This window comes from Companilactobacillus paralimentarius DSM 13238 = JCM 10415 (assembly GCF_001434985.1).
Lineage (GTDB): Bacteria > Bacillota > Bacilli > Lactobacillales > Lactobacillaceae > Companilactobacillus > Companilactobacillus paralimentarius.
Genome location: NZ_AZES01000029.1, coordinates 1 through 21,085, shown reverse-complemented (window position 1 = coordinate 21,085; position 21,085 = coordinate 1). Strand labels below are relative to the sequence as shown.

At 34.0% G+C, this 21,085-nt stretch carries 15 protein-coding genes; 13 read left to right on the top strand and 2 right to left on the bottom strand.

What is annotated here, in order from left to right; genetic code table 11:
* Nucleotides 1-27 precede the first annotated feature (27 nt).
* Nucleotides 28-2,184 carry a GH92 family glycosyl hydrolase gene (locus FD33_RS03390; protein ID WP_056955762.1) on the bottom strand — a complete coding sequence of 719 codons (2,157 nt, stop codon included), beginning with the start codon at nucleotides 2,182-2,184 and terminating at the stop codon, nucleotides 28-30.
* A gap of 2 nt (nucleotides 2,185-2,186) precedes the next feature.
* Nucleotides 2,187-3,239 (bottom strand): GntR family transcriptional regulator, encoded by a 1,053-nt coding sequence (locus FD33_RS03385; protein ID WP_056955761.1) that lies wholly within the window; start codon nucleotides 3,237-3,239, stop codon nucleotides 2,187-2,189.
* Between the two features lie 122 nt (nucleotides 3,240-3,361).
* On the opposite strand from FD33_RS03385, the gene FD33_RS03380 reads away from it, so the two are divergent.
* The 13 genes from FD33_RS03380 (at nucleotide 3,362) to FD33_RS03320 (ending at nucleotide 20,924) form a co-directional block, all read left to right on the top strand.
* On the top strand, nucleotides 3,362-4,654 hold the full coding sequence (locus tag FD33_RS03380) for a glycoside hydrolase family 125 protein (protein WP_025085359.1): 1,293 nt from the start codon (nucleotides 3,362-3,364) through the stop codon (nucleotides 4,652-4,654).
* A 14-nt stretch (nucleotides 4,655-4,668) separates the two neighbouring features.
* Nucleotides 4,669-7,365: an alpha-mannosidase gene (locus FD33_RS03375; protein ID WP_025085360.1), complete on the top strand. Its 2,697-nt coding sequence runs from the start codon at nucleotides 4,669-4,671 to the stop codon at nucleotides 7,363-7,365.
* 124 nt (nucleotides 7,366-7,489) lie between these two features.
* Nucleotides 7,490-8,599, top strand: coding sequence for an ABC transporter ATP-binding protein (locus tag FD33_RS03370; protein WP_025085361.1), 1,110 nt, complete (start codon nucleotides 7,490-7,492; stop codon nucleotides 8,597-8,599).
* 18 nt (nucleotides 8,600-8,617) lie between these two features.
* A complete protein-coding gene (locus tag FD33_RS03365) occupies nucleotides 8,618-9,475 on the top strand; it encodes a PucR family transcriptional regulator (protein ID WP_025085362.1) in 858 nt (285 codons plus the stop codon).
* 61 nt (nucleotides 9,476-9,536) lie between these two features.
* Nucleotides 9,537-11,309 (top strand): beta-N-acetylglucosaminidase domain-containing protein, encoded by a 1,773-nt coding sequence (locus FD33_RS03360; RefSeq protein ID WP_056955760.1) that lies wholly within the window; start codon nucleotides 9,537-9,539, stop codon nucleotides 11,307-11,309.
* 198 nt (nucleotides 11,310-11,507) lie between these two features.
* The gene (locus FD33_RS03355; RefSeq protein WP_025085365.1) at nucleotides 11,508-12,482 is read left to right on the top strand and encodes an ABC transporter permease; all 975 of its coding nucleotides are present in this window, start codon (nucleotides 11,508-11,510) and stop codon (nucleotides 12,480-12,482) included.
* A gap of 16 nt (nucleotides 12,483-12,498) precedes the next feature.
* Complete coding sequence (locus FD33_RS03350; protein WP_025085366.1) at nucleotides 12,499-13,419, top strand: carbohydrate ABC transporter permease; 921 nt, start codon at nucleotides 12,499-12,501, stop codon at nucleotides 13,417-13,419.
* 40 nt (nucleotides 13,420-13,459) lie between these two features.
* A complete protein-coding gene (locus FD33_RS03345) occupies nucleotides 13,460-14,914 on the top strand; it encodes an ABC transporter substrate-binding protein (RefSeq protein WP_056955759.1) in 1,455 nt (484 codons plus the stop codon).
* Between the two features lie 147 nt (nucleotides 14,915-15,061).
* Nucleotides 15,062-15,664 (top strand): YesL family protein, encoded by a 603-nt coding sequence (locus FD33_RS03340; RefSeq protein WP_025085367.1) that lies wholly within the window; start codon nucleotides 15,062-15,064, stop codon nucleotides 15,662-15,664.
* A gap of 102 nt (nucleotides 15,665-15,766) precedes the next feature.
* The gene (locus tag FD33_RS03335; RefSeq protein WP_159102819.1) at nucleotides 15,767-17,380 is read left to right on the top strand and encodes a sensor histidine kinase; all 1,614 of its coding nucleotides are present in this window, start codon (nucleotides 15,767-15,769) and stop codon (nucleotides 17,378-17,380) included.
* Between the two features lie 3 nt (nucleotides 17,381-17,383).
* Entirely contained in the window at nucleotides 17,384-18,856 is a 1,473-nt protein-coding gene (locus FD33_RS03330; RefSeq protein ID WP_056955758.1) for a response regulator transcription factor, read from the top strand.
* Nucleotides 18,857-18,866: 10 nt separating this feature from the next.
* Complete coding sequence (locus tag FD33_RS03325) at nucleotides 18,867-20,240, top strand: glycoside hydrolase family 1 protein (RefSeq protein ID WP_025085371.1); 1,374 nt, start codon at nucleotides 18,867-18,869, stop codon at nucleotides 20,238-20,240.
* A 117-nt stretch (nucleotides 20,241-20,357) separates the two neighbouring features.
* Nucleotides 20,358-20,924, top strand: a complete 567-nt coding sequence (locus tag FD33_RS03320; protein WP_034544181.1) for a PepSY domain-containing protein — start codon at nucleotides 20,358-20,360, stop codon at nucleotides 20,922-20,924.
* The last annotated feature ends 161 nt before the right edge of the window (nucleotides 20,925-21,085 follow it).

Below are 21,085 nucleotides of genomic sequence, written 5' to 3'. Positions count from 1 at the left end.
GATAGATAATATGAACGTCTTTTTGAGTTATTTTTTACTTAATGAGAAAGGTAATTGTTCATCATATTTGGTTTCCGGTAATAGGCAAAGATTGATTTCAAGATTGTCTCCCTTAATGATCTGACTGTATTTTAAGAATCTTTGTTTTAATTCTTGACCGTTAAGTGAACGGTTTTGTACAAATTGATTTTGAGGGTAATTACGATTTGTTTTAATGGTAAATTTTTTGTCATTAGGTAGATTGATTTGGACTTTGTCGAATAAAGGAATACCGAAAACGTACTCATCACTACCAGGACAAAGTGGATAGAAACCAAGACAGGCAAAGATAAACCAGGCCGCCATTGAACCGTTGTCTTCATCACCGGGGAAACCATCGATTGAATCATTGAATTGATTAGCTAATTGTTTGATCAGCAATTCTGTATATTCGGGATGGTCAGTGTATTCGAATAGGTATGGTAAATGAAAACTGGGCTGATTAGAGATAGCAATTTGTCCGAAATCAATAGCTGCCATTTCGGTCATTTCATGAATTTGAAAGCCATACCCCCCAACATTAAAAGCTGGTTTTTGATTACTGAGATTCAAAAGTATTTGTAAAAAAGTGTGTTTCTTACTATAAAGTTTTTTAAGACCAGCAATATCGTGATAAACTGCAAAACTGTTTTGCCAAGAACTGCCTTCAGTATAGTCGGTACCCCAACGAATTGAATCGAAATCACTTTTGAATTGTCCATTACTATTCTTAGGGCGCATCAAACCAGTTTCAGAATCGAAGATGTTTTTATAGTTTAAAGCTGATTTGGCATATTTTTTAGCTAGTTTATCTTTATGTAGTAAACTGGCGACTTGTGAAATACAAAAATCACTGTAAGTGTAGTCGAGAGTTTGGTTAACAGATTCAGGATATTTATCAGCTGGCAGATAACCATACTTGTTGAAATCATCCATGCCCAATCTACCTAGACGTTCATCATTACTTTTTTGAGTAGCACTCTTTAACATGGCATCGAGAAATTGTTTCATTTCATCTTCATTTAAAATACCTTTGACGGAAGCATCAGCAATAACAGCATCAATCAATGTTCCAGGCATCATACCACGTTCATCAGGGGCTAACCATTTTGGCAAGTAACCACTTTCTAGGTAACTGTTGTAAAAACCAAGCATCATTTGATGGTATGTCTTAGGAATCAAAATAGCGAATAGGGGATAAACTGTTTTACTAGTATCCCAGAAACCATTATTCATATAAAGATACCCAGATTTAACAGTATCATGGTATAGATCATAATGAATCGGATGATTGTCAGAATCTAATTCATAGCATCTTTGTGGAAAGAGAAAAGTACGATACATGCAATGATAAAAAGTTGAAAGACGTTTTTTATCGCGATCAGTTACCATTATTAAATCAAGATAAGACTGCCATGTTTCTTGAGCAGTTTTTTTTGCATTCTCAAAAGTTAAGTTGGAAAGTCGGTTTAAAGTAATTTGAGCCTGATTGAAGCTGATAAAAGAAGTTGTTAATTTAACATTGATTTCATTGGTATCTGCAAATGAGAGAATCATTGAATCGTATTCGGGTTCATCTTGATGCAAGGTCAAGGTAGATTTGATGGCCTTATCACATTTTAATGCGGCGTAAAGCTTAAAGTCGCTATTGAAATGTGAATCATAATTCCTAACTAAAAGCTTTAATTCATTTTGATTATCATCAAGTATGAATTCACCATTCTTAGGAATATGCACAATAATTTTAGGAATATTACGGTTAAATTGGTATTTGAAAATAGCACCATATGTTGTTGGCGTAATTTCGGTTTGGACTTCGTATCTTTGGTCATAGATAGATAAATAATGAGGATTGAAAGTTGCTTCATTAGGACGGTATGATCCGACTCGATCAAAAGTTTTGCTATTGATTTCAACGTCACCAGTCAGAGCTGACAAAATAAAGCTAGAAAAATCGCCAATCCAAGGACTTGGTTGATGAGTAATTTTAATACCAGCTAATTGGTGCGATGTAGGTGAAAAGGACCAAGAAGTATCATCAAAAGTTGTTTGTGGGATTAAATAATTCATTCCAAAAGGAACGCCAGTGTAAGGAAGTGTATTACCATGCGAGAATTCAGAAGTACTATCAGTTCCTTGTCTGGTATCAATCTGATTAATTAGCATATTTATTTATCTCCTAAGGTATTAATAGATTGTCTCTCAATTATTTTTACAGGAATGGTGGTCCGTTGAATGATTGATTTATCAGGATCATTGATCAAATTTAACAGTAAACTAGCAGCGTTTTCACCTAAAGCAACGAAGTTTTGGTCAATAGTCGAAAGAGCTGGATAACTTAATTTGGAAGCCTGAATATTGTCGAAACCAACTAGAGACAATTGTTGTGGAATTTGAATATTGTGATTTCGTAGTTCATTCATGGCTCTAATTGCAACAACATCGTTTTCGGCTACAATGCCAGTGATTTTTTTATCTTCAACATTATGTACTAAATATTCAATGGCCTCATTTTGATCTAAATCAGCGTGAAGAATTTCTGGTGTGATTTGATGTTTCTTTAAAGCTGATAGGTACCCAAAGTAGCGTGAGCGAACGGAAGCCTCATTCAAATTAGCCTCATTAGTCAAAAAGGTAATGTTGTGATGGCCATTTTTAATAAGTTCATTTGTAGCCAAATAACCACCTGAGAAATTGTCAGAGGTAACAGAAGAGATTGGGAGATCTTCAAAGGATTTATCTAATAGAACAATAGGAATGTCGTTCAGATAAAGTTTGGTGATTACTGGTAATTCAAGATGAAGAGATTCAACGTAATAGATAATACCTTTAGCTGCTTTAATACGTGACATAGGTAAATTACGAAAAATTTTATTGTTAATAGTCGTCAATTGAAAATCACTTGTATCGTCTAATTTTTGTAATAGTCCACTAGTGTAATCGCCAAATTCATTATTGTTGGCAAAAGGAATTACGAAAATGATTTCTGACTTAGCGTTTTTTTCGATATTATTCTTTTTAACAATTGTACCGATACCGGCTTTTCTAGTTACTAGGCCATCGTTTTCCAGTTCAGTTAATGCACGTTTAGAGGTAATGCGACTAACTTTGTAGTCTTGAGCTAATTGGTTCTCACTGGGTAACTTGTCACCAATAGCAATTTTTTCTGTTAGAATATCATTTTTTAATGTTTGGTATATCAATTTGTATTTTGGTTCCATAATATTAATATTCCTTTCTATGACTAATAATATAGCACATTTTTAAAAAAAGACACTAGTTTTTTGTAAACGTTTGCATTATGCTGATGGAGCAAATGATATATCAATTGGAGGACTTGATTTTGACTAAACAAACAATTTCACCTGAAATAAAACAGTTTATGGATGAAGTTACTAAAAAAGCCAGCATTGATCACGCTGATTGGGCCAAGGTATTTAATGTAACTTATGCCAATACTTTAGAGACAACAGTTAAAAGAATTGCTGACGATGACATTTTTATTTTGACAGGAGATATTCCAGCAATGTGGCAGAGGGATTCGACTTGTCAAGTTCGACCATATCTAGTTATGGCGCAAAAGATTCCTGAAGTATCAGATTTTATCCGTGGAGTCGTTAAACGTCAATTCTTCAATATGAACCATGATCCGTATGCTAATGCTTTTAATAGTGAACCCAATAATGCGGGACATCATAAGGATCATACAGAAATGACACCTTGGATATGGGAAAGAAAATTTGAGATCGATTCACTTTGTTTCCCAGTTCAATTGGCCTACTTGTTGTATAAGAATACGGGTCGTATTGACCAATTCGATGATGATTTTGTCAGTGCCATCAAAAAGTTATTGCAAGTCTTTGAAACTGAACAACATCACACGACAGCTTCTAAATATTGTTTCCAAAGAGATGAAGATAGACCCGAAGATACATTAACTAATAATGGCTTGGGTTCACCGGTGGCGGAAACGGGGATGATTTGGTCTGGCTTTAGACCTAGTGATGATGCCTGTGTTTATGGTTATTTGGTTCCAGCTAATATGTTTGCGGTTTTGATTCTTGATTACATTCAAGAATTATTCAATGGTATTTTGAATGATCCAGAGATTGTTGCTAAGGCTGAAAAGATTCAGTCTGAAGTTAAGGCAGGAATTGAAAAATACGGGACAACAACTAATAAAACTGGTGAGCGCATTTATGCCTATGAAACTGATGGTTTGGGTCACTACTTGATCATGGATGATGGAAATGTACCTAATCTATTGAGTACACCATATTTACATTACACAGCTATGGATGATCCAACTTACTTGAATACTCGTAAGACAGTTTTAAGTCCAGAAAATCCTTATTACTTTAAAGGTAAATATGGCAGAGGTTTAGGTAGTCCACATACACCGGCACATTATATTTGGCATATTGCCTTAGCAATTCAAGGTTTAACACAACCAAATAAGAATAAAAAAGCAACCTTATTAGATAATATGGTTGCCACAACAGCCGGTACTAATATGATGCATGAAGGATTTAATGTTGATGATCCAAGTAAATTTACACGTGAATGGTTCTCTTGGGCAAACATGATGTATTGTGAATTATTCTTAGATTATTTTGATTATAAAATTAAAGAATAGATAGGAAAATTATTATGAGTAGGAAAAAAGTTTTTGTAATATCACATAGTCATTGGGATCGTGAATGGTATATGGCTTATGAACAACACCATATGCGTTTAATAAAATTAATGGATGACCTGTTAGATCTTTTTAATAAGGAACCGGAATTCAACAGTTTTCATTTAGATGGACAAACAATTATTCTTGATGATTATTTGAAGGTCAGACCAGAGAGACGTGCCGAAGTAGAAAGGCGTGTGGCCGAAGGTAAATTACGTGTTGGTCCCTTCTATATCTTGCAGGATGATTTTTTAATTAGTCCAGAGGCTAATACACGTGATATGTTGATAGGTCATCAAGAGTCAAAGAAGTGGGGGAATCAGGTTAATTTAGGATATTTCCCGGATACTTTTGGTAATATGGGACAAACTCCACAAATGTTGAAGTTAGCTGATTTGAAATACGCTGCCTTTGGTCGTGGGGTCAAGCCAACTGGTTTAAATAATCAAGTCTTTGATAATGAAAAATATAGTTCTCAATATTCAGAAATGTGGTGGCAAGGTCCTGATAATTCTAAAGTATTAAGCGTGCTATTCGCCAATTGGTACAGTAATGGTAATGAAATTCCCGTTGATAAAATAGAAGCTAAAAAATTCTGGGATCAAAAATTAGCTGATGCTGAAAAATATGCTTCAACTGACAATCTTTTGATGATGAATGGGGTTGATCACCAGCCGGTTCAAAAGAATGTAATTGAAGCTTTGAAAGTTGCACAAGAACTCTATCCTGATTATGAATTTATTCATTCTAACTTTGATGATTATCTTAAAGCTGTTTCTAAAAGTATTCCTAAGGATCTTGGCAAAGTTGACGGCGAATTGACTAGTCAGGAAACAGATGGTTGGTATACTTTGGCTAATACCGCTTCTTCACGTGTTTATCTAAAACAAGACAATACTAAAGTTGAAAGGGAGCTAGAGAATATTGCCGAACCGTTGGCAACTATGGCCTACAATGGTACAAAGGATTATCCACATGATCAATTGAGATATGCTTGGAAGATGTTGTTACAGAATAACCCTCATGACAGTATTTGTGGTTGTTCAGTTGACGATGTACATCGGGAAATGATGACTCGTTTTGCCAAATCTAGAGAAGTTGGTGAATTTGTAGCTAAAGATGCTATTGAGACTTTAGCTAATCAAATCAATACATCGGCCTTTCCAGAAGGTAGTAAACCATTTATTTTAGTGAATACTAATGGTTACGAAAAAACAGAGATGAAGACGGTTGAAATTGAGTGGCAACGTGCTTTATTTGCTGATGGCAAACCTGACGTACAATATGAAGCAATGAAGAAAGCTCAAAGAGAACTTCCTAAGTTTAAAGTTATTGATATTAAAGGTAACAAGATTCCATTTGAGATGGTCAGTTCAGATGTTCGCTTTGGTTACGATTTACCTAAGAACAAATTCAGAATTCCATACATGGCTTTGTATGTCACCATCCAATTAGATTTAACTGCTATGTCAGCTTTCTCATGGAAGACTTTGGCACTTGCCAGTTCCGAAGAGTCAGAGAAGGTTGATTCAACCAAAATTTATGACGAAGATTCACAAATATTAGAGAATAATTGGCTTAAAGCTTCTATTAACAGTAACGGAAGTTTGAATATTCTTGATAAGAAGACGGGTCGTGAATTTGATAATCAATTAGTTTTTGAAGATACCGGCGATATTGGTAATGAATACATTTATCGTCAATCAGCGGATAAAAAGACAATTTTTTCAACTGATAGTACTGCAGAGGTTAAAGTTCTACAAAACAACTTTTTGGGTGCTAAAGTACAGTTGCAACAGACAATGATGGTTCCAGAATCAGCTGATGAACGTCTTGAATACGAACGTCAGGCTGTAATTGATATAACGAACCGTAAAGCCAATCGTTCTGAAAAACTGGTACCATTGACGCTCACAACTGTGATTACGTTGTCTAAGAATGCCGATCAATTGAAATTTAAGACAAGCTTTAATAATCAAATGAAAGACCATCGTGTCAGAGTTTTGTTTAAGACCAACTTGAAGAGTAACTATAATTTAGCTGATTCTATTTTTGAAACAGTTAAACGTCCTAATCATGTCAGTGATACTTGGAAGAATCCTACTAATCCCCAGCATCAACAGACCTTTGTTAATGTTTGCGATGATAATGGTGGAATGACAGTTGGTAATTTTGGCTTAAATGAGTATGAAATTTTGCCTGAAGATAATACGATTGCCGTAACTTTACTTCGCTGTGTGGGTGAAATGGGGGATTGGGGTTACTTTGGTACGCCTGATGCTCAATGTTTAGGGCAATTCTCATTTGAATATAGTTTGGCTTTCCATGACAATACAATTGCTAGCCGAACTCATACTTACCAACAAGCTAAGACGAATCAAGTTTCTGTACAAAGTGTCCAAACCGATATTCATAATGGAATTAAGAAATGCGATACTACTTTTTTAACTCTTAAAGCTGATAGTTTTGCCGTAACTAGTTTGAAACAAGCCGAAACGAGTGATGGCAATATTTTAAGAGGATATAATTTAACCAATAATGAAACGAAAATTGACAGTAGTATTCTAAAACAAGCTAAAACCGTTAACTTTTTGGAAGAGGATTACCCAGTAGCTAAGCTTAATATCTTGAATCCGGCAGAAATCAGAACATATAAATTTAGTTTTTAGTAAAAGTGTACAAAAATACTGATTGATTTTAGTTGATTTGTAATATTAATGAAAGCGCTTTTAAAATACAATAGACATATCAATTAGAGATAAACTAATAACTAATGGTTGAGAGGTTTTAATTATGGTAGAGATTGATTTAAATCACATTTATAAAAGATATGCCAACGCTGAAGAAAATAATTACGCTGTTTCAGACTTTGACTTACACATTAAAGATAAGGAATTCATCGTTTTTGTTGGACCTTCAGGTTGTGGTAAGTCAACAACTTTGCGTATGATTGCTGGACTGGAAGATATTACTAAAGGTGAATTAATCATTGATGGTAAATATGAAAATGATACAGCTCCTAAGGATCGTAATATTGCGATGGTTTTCCAAAACTATGCTTTGTATCCACATATGACCGTATTTGATAACATGGCTTTTGGTTTGAAACTACGTAAGTATGACAAAGATAAAATTAAAGAGAAGGTTGACTACGCTGCTAAGGTTCTAGGACTAACAGAATATCTAGATAGAAAACCTGCTGCTTTGTCTGGTGGTCAAAGACAACGTGTTGCTTTGGGAAGAGCTATCGTTCGTGATGCCCCTATCTTCTTAATGGATGAACCTCTATCAAACTTGGATGCTAAACTTCGTGTCAGCATGCGTGCTGAAATTGCTAGATTGCATCAAGAATTACATACAACAACAATTTATGTTACTCATGATCAAACCGAAGCTATGACAATGGCTGATAGAATTGTTGTCATGTCAATGGGTGAAGTTCAACAAATTGGTACTCCTAAAGAAGTTTATGAATCACCTAAGAACAAGTTTGTTGCCGGATTTATTGGTTCACCTTCAATGAACTTCTTTGATGTTCATTACAAAGATGGTATTGTTACAGATAGCGAAGGCTTGACATTGAAGCTTCCAGAAGGTCGTTCAAAGGTTCTTGATGAAGCTGGATATGATGATAAGGATGTTACTTTAGGTATTCGTCCAGAGGATATTCATGCTGAAGGTGCCATGGAAGAGACATTCCCAGAAGCTACAGTTGAAAGTGAAGTTGTGGTTTCTGAATTGCTCGGTGCTACATCAATGCTTTACTCAAGAGTTGATGGTACAGAATTTGTTGCTATTGTTGATGCCCGTGATTATCACAAACCAGGTGATAAAGTTCGTTTGACATTCGATTTGAACAAAGCACATTTCTTTGATGAAAAGACCACAGACGCAATCCGTTAAAATAGGTGGTTAAAATGTATGCTAGGAAGTATTGCTAAATTATTGGAATTGTATCCAGATGCCAAAGTGGTTATAGAACCTAGTTCTGATCCCCATAATTACAATTTTTTGATATCTGGACAGTGGGTAACAATTAAAAAAGATCATTTAAGTAATAGAGAGAAGTTCCTCCTATCACTAGTCAGTCAAGATAATAATAATAAATCCATTAATAACCAATGGTGGAACTTCTTAGTTCACGAAACTGATAAAATTCCTGCCGAAAAAATCAATGTTCGAGTACTCCAATTTGAAGTACAGAAGTTGGAATCCGATGATCGAGCCAATGAATGGTTGAGCGTATTTGAAGATACGTTTGATGACGTTGTAGATAGTTTTTGGATCAACAAATATACTGGTATATTGATTGAAAAAGAGACTAATACAAATATGGACAAGCTCGAAGTCCAAAGAATGATAGAGTTAGTGGATTCTGATTTCTATACTAAAAGTCACGTTTATGTTGGTCAATTTTGGCCAGTCAATGATAAACTCCCTAATATTTTTGACATGGAACGACAGTTATTTCATAAATCGCTAGAAATGAAAGAAAGAGTTAATAATTTATCTACCGTTATTTTGGATTTTCTGATTGAACAAAATTTGAAAAATACGGATATGTTTAAATCATTGAAAAACAAAATTGATATTGACTCCAAAACTACGCAGATGATCAATACTTTATACAAGTGTGATTCTAATTTAGCTAAGACTTCAAAGATGCTCTTTTTACATCGAAATACATTATTATATCGAATGGAAAAATTTCATGAACAGACCGGTTTTGATTTAAAAGACCGTGATGATTTAGTTTTATGCTTTTTGTTACTGAAGTAAAAAAGCAAAGGTTGGGCAAAACATAATGTTTTGGTCAACCTTTTTTTGAGGGAGAAATAATATGAAGTATAAATTGTTTCCAATTCCACAGGATATAGTCTACGACGAAGGTACTGTTTCACTATTGCCTAAAGTTAATCTAATAATGGATCAAAATTTGGATCGATATACTAAAGATAGGGTACTGGGAATACTTAAAGAATTTCAAATAGGATTTGAATTAAATACTCAAATTAGTGCTGAGATGATCAATATAATTATCCGAATTTCTAAACATCCATCTCATCACTATGATGGTTATAGATTGATGATCACTGAATCTAAAGTTCAATTATTTGGTGACAATACCGATGGTGTTTTCTATGGATTGGCCACTTTGAGACAGATTCTAAAACAATCTCAAGGACTCAAGGTACAACAATTGGCAATTCGAGATTATGCAGACGTAAAAAATCGTGGTTTTATTGAAGGATATTACGGTAATCCTTGGTCAGATGCTGATCGAATCAATTTAATGCGATTTGGCAGTAATTTGAAGTTAACACAGTATGTTTTTGCACCAAAGGATGATCCTTATCATAATGAAAAATGGCGCGAACTTTATCCCCAAAAGCGGTTAAATGAAATTAAAAAATTGGCTCAAGTCGGTAATGAGACTAAAACCAAATTTGTTTGGACAATTCATCCATTTATGCATGATCCAATCCGATTTGATCGGAATTATATTAGTGATTTAAGAATTATTGAGAAAAAATTTGATCAATTAATGTTAGTTGGTGTCAGAGAGTTTGGTATTTTAGCAGATGATGCTCCTTGGCCTAAGCACGGGGATGATGACTATATTAAATTGATGAAGGATATGTCAAATTTTCTAAAGAAACGTAAAAAAAATTACCCTGATTTAGTAACTGATATGATTTTTGTACCGTATTACTATTACTCAGATGGAGCTAAGGATAACGGACATTATGATTTACGTGATTTGAATGCCGGTTTACCTAAGAATATTCATATGGTAGTCACAGGCGGTAAAACTTTTGGGGTCGTTTCGGATGAATTTTTGAATGTTTTGAAAGATAATTTGACGGTCAAGGGTGCAGAATATCGTCCGGTACAACTGTGGATCAATTGGCCAGTAAATGATGGTTCTAGAAATAATTTGATAATGGGTGGAGCTAAGCATTACTTACAGACTCAAGCAGATAGTAAAAAAATCTATGGTATTATGTTAAATCCAATGATGCAATCAGAGGCCTCTAAGCCAGCAATCTTTATCAATGCGGCTTATTCTTGGAATATTTGGACTGATAGTAAAACCGAGAGTCAAATTGAGCATAATGCCTTTAATTATGTTGAAAATCAGACCTTTAAATCATCTAAGGGCTCCAAAGCTTTGGAAAATTTAGCACAACATATGCAATTCAATGGGGCTATGCCTGAGCTTAATTTGGAGTCGCCTAATTTAGATACAAAATTGCGTCAATTTATTGAAGAGATGGATGAAAAAACAACATCTCCCAAAGAAATTAATAATTTAAAACATGAGTTTACTAAGATTAAACAAGATGCATTGTACTTTAAAGTTAATGGTCAAAAGAATTTGCGTGATGAAATGTTACCTTGGTTGGACAATGCTATTGATCAAATGCAATCACTAGAATTCATCTGTGATTATTTAAATACGGGGAAAGAAGAATTCTTAAGCAGTGCCAAGGAGACTTATCAAGAATCGCGGACTCATACTTTTGCTTACTTACAGGAGATTAAGCAAGCTGAATTTGGATCACAAAGTATTGCACCATTTTTGAAAGAAATGTTGACAGTTGTAAAATGATTTTAAGATAAATACAGAAGTTTATCATGATTAATTAAAAGGTCCTTCAAATGTTATATCATTTGAAGGACCTTTTTGTATAAAAACTAGAATTTGTATATAAAACCTCTAGTTTGTAACTTATTTGAGCAATAATGTAAGCGCTATAATTCTTCTTGTAAGTTGATTAAACAATATATGTAAGGGAGGAGGAAAATAATGGAAGAAAATAATGTAGCTCAAAGTCCTGAAGCAATTGCTGCTGCGGCTAAGAAAAAAGAGGGCCTTTGGTATAACATTGTTCACAATGGTCCGTTCCTTCTATTCGCATTACCAGGTGCCATTTGGATGATCTTCTTCTTCTATATTCCTGTATTTGCTAACGTTGTAGCATTTAAGGAATTCCAATTTTCACCTGATGGATTCTTAGCTAGTTTGGCACAAAGTAAGTGGGTTGGTTTTCAAAACTTCAAGTTCCTATTTACTTCAGATGCTGCTTGGCTGATTACTAAGAATACGCTTCTATACAATTTAGGATTTATTACTTTGAACCTGATTATCTCTGTTTTCTTCGCGATTGTTATGAGTGAATTGCGTCATAAGAGATTGGTTAAAGTTTATCAAACATCAATGCTTTTACCATATTTCCTATCATGGGTTATCATCGGATATTTCGTAATGGCATTCTTAAATCCTGACAAAGGACTTTTAAATACAATGTTACATACCAATATTAATTGGTATGCAGAACCAAAATATTGGCCATTTATCTTGCTATTCATAGGTACTTGGAAGGGAATCGGATATAACAGTATCTTGTACTTCGCTACTGTAATGGGTATTGATCCAACATATTATGAAGCTGCAACTGTTGATGGTGCCAATAAATGGCAACAGATTAAGAATATTACGATTCCACAATTAGTACCATTAATGACTTTAATGTCAATTTTGGCTGTTGGTAATATCTTCCGTGCCGACTTCGGATTGTTCTACACAGTACCACAAAATTCAGGTGCTCTATATAACGTAACATCAGTTCTAGATACATATATTTACAATGGTTTAACTTCAACTGGTGATATTGGTATGTCAAGTGCTGCCAGTCTTTATCAATCAGTTGTTGGTTGCATTTTGCTTCTAATCACAAACGCAATTGTAAGAAGATTAGACAGTGATTCAGCACTATTCTAGAGAGGAGAATTGAACTTTGAAAAAGAAGAAAAAAATTGATAGTGTCACAGTTCACTCCTTTAGTAGAGGAACGGACTTGTTCTTCAATATAATAGTAGGAATCTTTGCTTTATCTTGCTTACTACCATTATTCTTCGTTATTGTTATTTCTTTAACTGATGAAAATGCCTTAGCAACTTATGGTTATCGTCTCTGGCCTAAAGTTTGGAGTTTTGCCGGTTATAAGTATTTGGCAACAATGGGAGGAGAACTCTTAAGATCATTATGGATTTCAGTTTTAGTAACAGTTGTTGGTACTGTAATTAATTCAACTTTTACTTCAACTTATGCCTATGCGATTTCCAGAAGCAGTTTCAAATATAGAAGATTTTTTACAGTTTTCTGTTTGGTAACAATGCTATTTTCACCTGGTATGGTTGCTAATTATATTGTTGTAACAAATATGTTGCATTTGAAAGACACTCTATGGGCATTGATTTTACCTATGGCTGTAAGCCCTTTCAATATTATTGTCATGAGAACGTTCTTCAAACGACAGGTTTCTGAATCAATTATTGAATCAGCTCGTATTGATGGTGCTAGTGAAATGAGAATCTTTACACAGATCGTCATCCCATTGGCTGTTCCCGGTATTGCAACAATTAGTTTGTTTGCTGCTTTAGGTTACTGGAATGATTGGTTTAACGCTTTGCTATATATCCAAAGTGATAATCTAGTTCCATTGCAATACTTACTAATGAAAATTCAGTCCAATATTGAAATGCTTTCACAGAATGCCTCATCCGGTACCCAATTCGGTGGTAGTTTGATGGCAATTCCAAAGGAAGCAACCAGAATGGCTATGGTTGTTATTGCAACATTACCAATTGCATGTAGCTATCCATTCTTCCAAAAGTACTTCGTACGTGGTTTAACTATCGGTGGTGTAAAGGAATAAAAATCTAGGAATTATCATTTTATTATAGGGGGTTCCATTTATGAAAAAGTGGGTTAAACGTTCAATCGGTGCAGCTTTGTTAGCTGTAACAGCCGTTGGATTAACAGCTTGTGGATCAAAATCAGCAAGCAATAGTGATGTTCCAACATTATTAATGTATCAAATTGGTGACAAACCAAAGAATTACGATACTTTGATTGCTAAGACTAATAAGATCCTTGAAAAGAAAGCTAAAGCTAAAATCAAGATTCAATATATTGGCTGGGGTGATTATACACAAAAGATGTCGGTTATCGTTTCATCAGGTGAAAAATATGACATTGCCAAAGCTGATAACTATGCAGTTAATGCTCAAAAAGGAGCCTATACAGATTTAACTAAGCTGCTTCCAAAATACGCTCCAACTGCATATAAAGATTTGGATCCGGCTTATATTAAAGGTAACAAGGTTGATGGAAAGCTTTATACAATGCCTATTAACGGAAATGTTTATGCACAACAAGTAGTTTCCTTTAATAAGAAATATCTAGATAAATACAATATAGATGTTAGCAAGATAAATTCATATAAAGATTTGGAAGATACATTTGCTAAGTTCCATTCAGCAGATAAGAAGGTTTTGACATTCTCAACAGGTCCTACTTTCCATATTGGATCAGACTTAGATTTTGTTATTGACCAAGATTACCCATTTGCTGTAAATGCTGTAAATAAAGGTAAAAAAATTATTAACCCATATAATGATGCTAAGTATAAAGAAACATTAAGAACAATGCATGATTATTACCAAAAGGGTTATATCGCTAAAGATGCGGCTACAGATAATACTGATCGTCCATTGAGCGGTGACACATGGTTCGCACGTCAAGAAACACAAGGACCTTTCGATTATGGTGATCATCAACTATCACAAACTGCAGGTCAACAAATTGTTTCACGTCCAATGAGTCCTGCTGTTAAAACTACTGCTCAAGCAGGTATGTACAACTATGTTGTAAGTAACAACTCAAAGAACAAAGTTAAAGCAGTTAAAGTTCTTGGTGTAATCAACAGTGATCCAGAACTATTGAACGGTTTGGTTTATGGTGAAAAAGGTAAGGCATGGAAGTATGTTGACAATGATAAACGTGTCAAATTGCTTAAAGGTTACAAAGAAAATTACCATTCAGCACCATGGCAAACGGGTGATAACAACAAGATCACACCTACAACAGATGTTACTGATCAAATGATTCAAGAACGTAAAGATAATATCGATAAATCAATTGATTCACCTATTCTTGGTTTCCAATTCAATACGAAGAATGTTAAGACAGAAATGACTAACATTTCTAATGTCATGAATAAATACATGGCTGGTTTACAAACCGGTACGTCGGATCCAGATACAACAATTCCTAAGATGAACAAGGAACTTAAGAAAGCTGGATATGACAAGGTACAAAAGGAAATGCAAAAACAATATGATGAATTTTTGAAAGACGGTAAGAATTAGTAAATCGATTTAATTATTCCTTACAGTTTATCCACAGCATATAGGAGGGAGAGGCAGCTCTAACCTCCTTTTGTGCTAAACTCAATTTTTTGACCCTGCTTTGAGTACTAGGGGTTAATCAATTCTTACAAAGAAAGAGGTAGAGATATGATTTCCCGTGCAGTACAACAAATATTTATCAAAGCATATACGATTATTAAATTGAATTTGTTTTTCTGGGGGCTAAGTTTGTGTGGCGGATTAGTTTTAGGAGTGGGGCCAGCGCTCTTAGTAATTAATGAATTATATTACGATTATGATTTCCATTACGGACAGATGTCTTGGAAAGTAGCATGGAAATTATTTAAAGAAAACTTTACCGAGAGTAATAAGTTATTTTATAGTTTTGCAATTGTGATTTTTCTTTTGGGTTATAGTCTGTTTCTATCAGTTCAATTACATGGTCTGACTTTCATTGTGACTGATTTTATAATTGCGATTGTTTTGTTAGCAACAATTTGTATCTATGCTTATGTACTTAATATTAAAGTTAGTTTTGAGATCAATCTTATCAATAGTTTTAAACTAGCTTGTGCACATTTCTTTTATAACTTTTTTGATAATATGAAAGAAATTCTTGGAATAGCAGTAATTATAGGCATAACTTATAAATTTTCAGGACTAATTCTGTTTGCAACTTTTAGTTTAACGGTAGTTTATACTCAATTTGTGGGTAAAAATTGGCAGAGCCACGTTGAAGAATTAAATTAATTGGGGTCATGCATAATGTTAAGCAATCGCTATAATTTACAAAAGTTAATGACGTTTTACATTAAGGTAATGGTGATCACCATTACCTTATTTGCGGTTATAATGTCTATTTTTAAAATTAGAGATATTTTTCAAGATACCAATCAAACAATTGAATCAGGTGTAAATCGTACGTCTTATATAGTTGGAGTTGAACAATTAGCGGCTAATCAATTAGCAAGAAATTTAATTCAAACTCCATCTAAAGTGAAAAATTTACAAAAATTTTTTCAATTAGATTCAGCTGATTACTTGGCATACAGTCAGCAGCACTCTAATGAAAATGATTTCTACTATTTGCCTAATCAATTGTCAGAATTTATGCAAAATAATGATTCAAATAAAATTACGCTAAATTTGAATCAAGAGAACAAGGCAATTGAAGTTACATTAAAAAACCCTGGTGGGAAAATAATTGATTCAAAAAAGTTGGTTTCTAAGGGATTGTATTATGGGATTCCTTTGATAAATGACGCTACTTTTCAATCCTTTGGATCAATAATTGTTAATTATTCTCCTAGAGTATTGAATAATTCGTTGAATTACTCACCGAATAGTCAAGATATGCAAGTTTTTGTTATTTCAGATGTAGGTAGGATTAGATATACTTATAATTCAAATTTGTCAGAGGATGCGTTTAAAACTTTAACTCAAGATCCTAATCAGAATAATATTTTACTAAGTGTTTTAGAAAAGAAATACTTTGTTAAAAGTCAAAAGAATGGCAATGGTGACTTAATTATTTCAGTAGTACCTAAAATAATCGTTTATCAAAAGATAGCCTTCAATATATTGCTATTTTTAATGGGAGCTATTCTAATTGACGCATTTTTATGGTGGAGTCTAAAATATATTTTTCACAACTATACGATTCATCTGAAATCAATGACAAATGCTTTAAATGCCATTTCTAATGGTAATTTGAAGACTAGAGTGCCGGTTCCTGAAGAGGAAGGAGAATTAAATACTTTAGCAACAGGAATTAACGATATGTTAAATGCCATTGATCAATATGTTTTGCAAATATATCAATTGCAGCTAGAACAAAAAGATGCCAATATGAAGGCTCTGCAGTCACAAATTAACCCACATTTCTTGTACAACACCTTGGAGTACATCCGTATGTACGCCCTGAATGAAGGCGAAAAAGAGCTAGCCAATGTCGTATTCAGTTTTGCCAGTCTCTTGAGAAATAATATTAGTCAAGAATCGACAGTAACTTTGGATAAAGAGTTCGAATTTGCTGAAAAGTACATCTACTTGTATCAAATGCGTTTTCCGGATCAAATTGGTTATCAGTTGAATTTGGATGACGAATTAAAAAGTATGAAAGTTCCTAAGTTTATTATTCAGCCATTAATTGAAAATTATTTTAAGCACGGAATCGATTTAGAACGATTTGACAATGCTGTACATATTCGAGCCGATAAGGATGGTGAACGAGTTGAAATATCGGTGGCTGATAATGGAACTCCTTTGACAGAGGAACAATTGAAAGTTATCAACGATAAATTGGTCTCACAAGAAGTTAAACCTATTAGTGGAGATCGTTCGATTGGTTTAATGAATGTAAAAGCTCGAATGACAGGGGCATTCGGAACTAACTTCAAGATGTTTGTCATGAATAATCAATTTAAAGGTGTAACAGTTAAAATGCAAATCTTTTTGGGGGAATAATATATGTACTCAGTTATGATTATTGACGATGAATATATGATTTTAAAAGGACTGGAAAAAATAATTGATTGGAACGAATACGGTTTTCAAGTAGTCAAATCAGCTAGAAATTCTAAGCAGGCGTTAGAATATTTGGAAACTAATGAGGTCGATCTGATTATAACGGATGTTAATATGCCTAAAATCAGTGGCTTAGATTTCGTGAAGATGGCTAAGGAGCAGGGACATAATTTTGAATTTATGATTTTGTCGGGTTATCAAGAATTTGATTATGTCAGAACTGGTTTAAAATTGGGCGCTATCGATTATATTTTAAAACCAGTCGATCCTGATGCTTTGGTCGAAGCTTTGAAAAAGGTAAAACAGAAATTGAAATCCGAAAATGAATTGAAACAAGCGTCGAAAGCATCTTTGAATTTACAAGTAAAAGAGTTATTTGAAAATGACTTTGATTCCAATCAAGTCACAGATTTGATTCAACAATTACGACTTAGTCCGACAGAGATTGCCAAAGGTATCACGGTTATTGCCTGTAACCGTGTTGATGATAAGAAAAAGGTCAATCAGCTTTGTGAAGAGTATGGTCAGAATCTAAAATTTAGTCAAAATCGTATTGTTGATATTGGCTTTATCGGTGGTCGTGGTAAGTTACTGAAGTTTACTAGAGAGTTGGAAGATCGTCAGATAATTACGGGACAATCTTTTATAACCGTTGGTGAAACGGTTTACGATTTGTCCGACGTGAATCAAAGTTATGAACAAGCGCTTAGATTGTCGGTCATATATAAATTTTATGAAAAGAGTAATAATTTTAGTAGCAACAAATTACGTGTCGATTGGCTCGAACAGGCCACTTTGCTTAAATTATCCTTGATTAAAGTGAAACAGGCAATTGCTTTAGGAGATCATGAAAAGCTGAAAGAGGAGCTTTCTAATATTTTTAATGAATTATCCACTCAAAGTGTAAGCCCTTCATATGTCCGCCAAATAGCCTTTTTAATCTATTCAGAAGTTAATGTCCAAGTTGGTTTTGATGAAAAGACTTATCAGGATTATGTAACAAGAATCAATAACTCTGAAAATTTGAAAGACATCATTAGATTATTGAAAGAAATCACTAGTAATTTGTCGGATAATAAACAGGAGTCACGCGATTACTCTGAAAATGTTCGTCAAGTTATGGGATTGGTGAAAAGAAATTATCAAGAGGATCTGAACTTACGTTACGTATCAGATTGTCTTCATTTGAATCCTGATTATTTGGGGCAGCTATTTAAGAAGGAAACGAAGATTAGTTTTTCTAGGTATTTGAATGATTACCGAATTAAGCGCGCTCAATCACTTCTAAAGGGAACAGAACAGAGTATCGCGGATATATCGGAAGGAGTTGGCTATACAACTACAGCTTATTTCTATCGTAATTTCAAAGCAATTTGTGGAATTTCACCAAAAGAGTATCGAAAAAAATATGTTTAGGAGAAAGCAAATGATAAAATTTCCAGATGATTTTTTGTGGGGTGCAGCCGCTTCAGCACCACAAACAGAAGGCCACAGTTTACTGAATGGTAAATCAGCAACTACTTGGGATAAGTGGTTTGAAATGAACCCTGAAAAATTTAATCAGGACCAAGGACCTAAAGATACTTCTAATACTTATGAAATGTATCCCGAAGATGTTAAAAATATGAAGAGAATTGGGATGAATTCATATCGTACATCGATTTCCTGGGCCAGACTTTTACCAGATGGCAAGACATTGAATCCTGAAGCAGTGACATTTTATCGAAATTATTTTCAAGATATGTTGGATCACGGCATTGAACCAATTATCAATTTATTTCACTTTGATATGCCTTGGTGGTTAATGGAAAAAGGTGGTTGGGAGAATCGTGAATCAGTCACTGATTTTGCTTATTATGCTAAAACTGCTTTTGAACAATTTGGCGATTTAATTCATAAGTGGACCACTTTTAATGAACCAATTGTCCACATAGAGTGTGGATATCTATTGGGCTTTCATTATCCAGCTATAGTTGACATGAAAAAAGCAATTCAAGTGGGATACCATACGTTGATGGCACATGTTTTGGCTGTACAAGAATTTAGAAAGAGTCAAGTTAAGGGAAAAATTGGGATTATTTTAAATGTTTTGCCGGCTTATAGTCGTAGTGATAATCCTGAGGATTTGCAAGCTAAAAAGAATTCTGATTTATTGAATACTCGAAGCTTTTTAGATCCAGCAGTTTGGGGAAAGGTTCCTGACGATTTAGTCGCTTTATTAAAAGATAACCAATTGTTACCAGTTGTTGAATCTGGTGATAAAAAACTAATTCATGAAAACACAGTTGATTTTATCGGTATTAATTATTATCAGCCGACTCGAGTTCAAGCACCAACTAATCCAAGTCATCCAGCCCAAATGCCAGATGATTTATATGCACCATATGATTGGCCTGATAAGAAAATCAATCCTTATCGTGGCTGGGAAATTTACCCACAAGCACTTTATGATATTGCCATCATGATGCGTGATCAATATAAGAATATACCTTGGTATGTCAGCGAGAATGGTATGGGGGTCGCGGATGAGAGCAGATTTAAGAATAATCAGGGTATGATTGAAGATGATTATCGGATCGATTTCATTAAAGAACATTTGGAACAGTTGCATAAAGGGATGGAAGCAGGCAGTAATTGTTTTGGTTACCATATGTGGACCTTTGTTGATTGTTGGTCATGGTTAAATGGCTATCGAAATCGCTATGGTTTCTATAGTGTTGATTTGGATAATGACTTTAAGAGAACTGTTAAAAAGAGCGGCTTATGGTTCAAACAAATGACAGCACAAAATGGCTTTTAAAATGTATTGAGTAAAAAAGGAACAAAATGATAAAAAAATTTTGTTCCTTTTTATTGTTCTCAGAGAAATGAATTCAGTATACTTAATTTACAAAGTAATCAAAAAAGTGAGGATACGATGATGAAGAAACGTTTTTTAACAATTACTGTCGCCATATTCATGTTTGTTTTACTTGTAGGTTGTTCTACGAATGGTGCCGATAGCGCATCAAACAAAACTAAATCTGAGAAGGTACTGAAAAATACCATTAAAGTTAGCGCCAATGATGCTATAAACATTTATCAAAAGAAATATCCTAAGACAGATATCACTTCTCTGGAATTGGAAAAATCATTTAGAGGTCCTGTATATAAAGTAGAAGGAATTGATGAACTGAGGGAATACCAGGTTACAATTAATGCCAAAAATAAGAAGATAATTCAAAATTCTGAAGAGGAATTAGATGAGGAAGATCAGAATGAAACAACTCGTAAAAATGAGAGCTTAGATTTGAACAAGTTGATTAGTGTTAAAAAGGCTGCGACTATAGCTGAAAATGCAGCTAAAGGTGACAGTACTGAGTTTAATTTGGAAAAGGATTTAGGAACTACCTATTGGGAAGTTAAGGTTAAAAATGGTTCTCACGAAAAAGAAGTAAAAATCAATGCCCAGAGTGGTAAAGTTTTAAAAGTTGAAAATGATTAAAAAATAAGGCCATCAATTCGTATGCGAATCGATGACCTTATTTACGTAGTTTATTATGTACTCTAAATGACATAGTAAAAGAAAGGAACGAATGAGATTGAGTACATAAAAAGAGGCTGTGACATAAGTCTCAAAAAATAAAAGCTGATGAATGAGATTCT

Coding starts and splice junctions, on each gene's coding strand:
- FD33_RS03390 (WP_056955762.1), bottom strand. CDS start 2,184: ATGCTAATTAATCAGATTGATACCAGACAAGGAACTGATAGTACTTCT.
- FD33_RS03385 (WP_056955761.1), bottom strand. CDS start 3,239: ATGGAACCAAAATACAAATTGATATACCAAACATTAAAAAATGATATT.
- FD33_RS03375 (WP_025085360.1), top strand. CDS start 4,669: ATGAGTAGGAAAAAAGTTTTTGTAATATCACATAGTCATTGGGATCGT.
- FD33_RS03370 (WP_025085361.1), top strand. CDS start 7,490: ATGGTAGAGATTGATTTAAATCACATTTATAAAAGATATGCCAACGCT.
- FD33_RS03365 (WP_025085362.1), top strand. CDS start 8,618: ATGCTAGGAAGTATTGCTAAATTATTGGAATTGTATCCAGATGCCAAA.
- FD33_RS03360 (WP_056955760.1), top strand. CDS start 9,537: ATGAAGTATAAATTGTTTCCAATTCCACAGGATATAGTCTACGACGAA.
- FD33_RS03355 (WP_025085365.1), top strand. CDS start 11,508: ATGGAAGAAAATAATGTAGCTCAAAGTCCTGAAGCAATTGCTGCTGCG.
- FD33_RS03345 (WP_056955759.1), top strand. CDS start 13,460: ATGAAAAAGTGGGTTAAACGTTCAATCGGTGCAGCTTTGTTAGCTGTA.
- FD33_RS03340 (WP_025085367.1), top strand. CDS start 15,062: ATGATTTCCCGTGCAGTACAACAAATATTTATCAAAGCATATACGATT.
- FD33_RS03335 (WP_159102819.1), top strand. CDS start 15,767: ATGTCTATTTTTAAAATTAGAGATATTTTTCAAGATACCAATCAAACA.
- FD33_RS03330 (WP_056955758.1), top strand. CDS start 17,384: ATGTACTCAGTTATGATTATTGACGATGAATATATGATTTTAAAAGGA.
- FD33_RS03325 (WP_025085371.1), top strand. CDS start 18,867: ATGATAAAATTTCCAGATGATTTTTTGTGGGGTGCAGCCGCTTCAGCA.
- FD33_RS03320 (WP_034544181.1), top strand. CDS start 20,358: ATGATGAAGAAACGTTTTTTAACAATTACTGTCGCCATATTCATGTTT.